2 protein-coding genes are annotated in these 1,742 nt (G+C 25.4%); both read right to left on the reverse strand.

Annotation, left to right across the window (positions count from 1 at the left end; all coding sequences use genetic code 11):
* Window positions 1-512 precede the first annotated feature (512 nt).
* Window positions 513-707 (reverse strand): hypothetical protein, encoded by a 195-nt coding sequence (locus F811_RS0100145; protein ID WP_020003303.1) that lies wholly within the window; start codon window positions 705-707, stop codon window positions 513-515.
* 9 nt (window positions 708-716) lie between these two features.
* Window positions 717-1,439, reverse strand: coding sequence for an XRE family transcriptional regulator (locus F811_RS0100150; protein ID WP_020003304.1), 723 nt, complete (start codon window positions 1,437-1,439; stop codon window positions 717-719).
* Between the last annotated feature and the right edge of the window lie 303 nt (window positions 1,440-1,742).

Genomic DNA, 1,742 nt, shown 5'->3' on the forward strand with positions numbered 1-1,742 from the left:
TTACTAGAAGTCAAATTACCCATCGATAGGGAATTTGCAAATCTTCTAGTACCCAAATTACCACACGTTTGGGAATTTGAAATTTTTCCAGCACCTAAAATTGCAATCTATTGCTTATTTTAGAATTTAAATACGAAATCAATTTTGTATTTAAATTCGCCATCGATGGCGAATTTACAATTTTTCTATAACTCAAATATGCATACGTATGCATATTTGTAACATTTTTCTAGTACAAAACAGCCAAACGTTCGGCTATTTGCAAATTTGCGGACTGCAGCCATTTATTGTTTTATATATGGTTTATTAGTATCTGAATGTAAATATAATATTTTTCTATCTTTCGACAATAGTATAGGTTTATTAAATGTATAAACTTCGTTTTTATCATCAACTATACTAAATATACCATTTTCTATATAATAAGTCCTATTACCTGCATAAGCTTCTTCTTCAGGAGTTTTTACATCGGCTTTAAAAGTTCCATCCTCTCCAAAATATACACCTTGCCTTTATATTTCATTATACCAAAAACCTACAACTTCATCGCTATTTTTAGCTTCTATGTAATTGTTTTTATTTTTTATGTCATTATCGACTTCTCTGCAAGTTTGAAATATTATCAATCCTCCATAAGCAAAACATCCAAAAGCAGCTATAGTCAAAACTGAAGATATAATTTTTAATATACTTACACTTTTTTGCATAAAAAACTCCTAAAAAATATTTATTACACATCTAACTAAACCTACTATTTTTAATTTATCACTATCAGAAGATATTTCAAATTTTTCATAAGATTTATTATCTGAACTAATTACATAAAAATCAGGTCTTATAGATATTCTTTTTATCATATATTGTTCATTAATTGTAATCAAATATATTCCATCTCCTTGAAACCCCAAAGTATCAGAAAGGACTACAGAAGCCCTTCTTATAGTTGGTTCCATACTATCACTTTTTTCTATTATACCTATTAGTTTATTTTTATATTCATTTAATTCTTTTGGTATTTGTATGGCGGTATTTACATTTATATTTTCATTAACTATATTTATTAAATCTATACTTTTTTGTAGATTTTTATTTTCTGTATTACTATCTTCTAATAAATATCTGCTATATAAACCATTAAAATGGTCACTATTATTGTCATTGTTTTTTTCTATAAATAACTCAGAATCAGAATTTATATATTCTATATTTTGTGTATTTCTATCATTTAAAAATATATTTCCATCACCAGATAATAACCAATTAATATTTACGTTATATGTATTTAATAACTTTATCAAAATATTTTTAGAAGGTTCTCTTTTACCACTTTCAATTTCTCCAACAATAGAAGGAGTCGTTTGTATACTTTGGGCAAATCGACTTTTATTGATATTAAGCATATTTCGCATTTTGATAAATCTATCAGCTATAGTTTCCATTTATTTCCTTTTTTGAGTAAAAAATCAATATTCTCTATTGACTTATTGCTCAAAATGAGTATAATATATAATATAAGTATTAATTAATACCCGTTATTTATCGAAAAAACATATATAAACTTCACTAAAATAGTAATTGTATTTCGATAAACGGGTAAAGATAAGAGGCTATATGAGTAATTATATAAGTAAACAAGTTGGAAAATATATTTCTTACAAATTAAAACTAAAAGGTATAACCCATAATGATATAGCTAAATCAGCCAACTTATCTACTGCAATTATAACACATGTACTAAACGG

Origin of the sequence: Brachyspira innocens ATCC 29796, from assembly GCF_000384655.1 — a bacterium.
GTDB classification, from domain to species: domain Bacteria; phylum Spirochaetota; class Brachyspiria; order Brachyspirales; family Brachyspiraceae; genus Brachyspira; species Brachyspira innocens.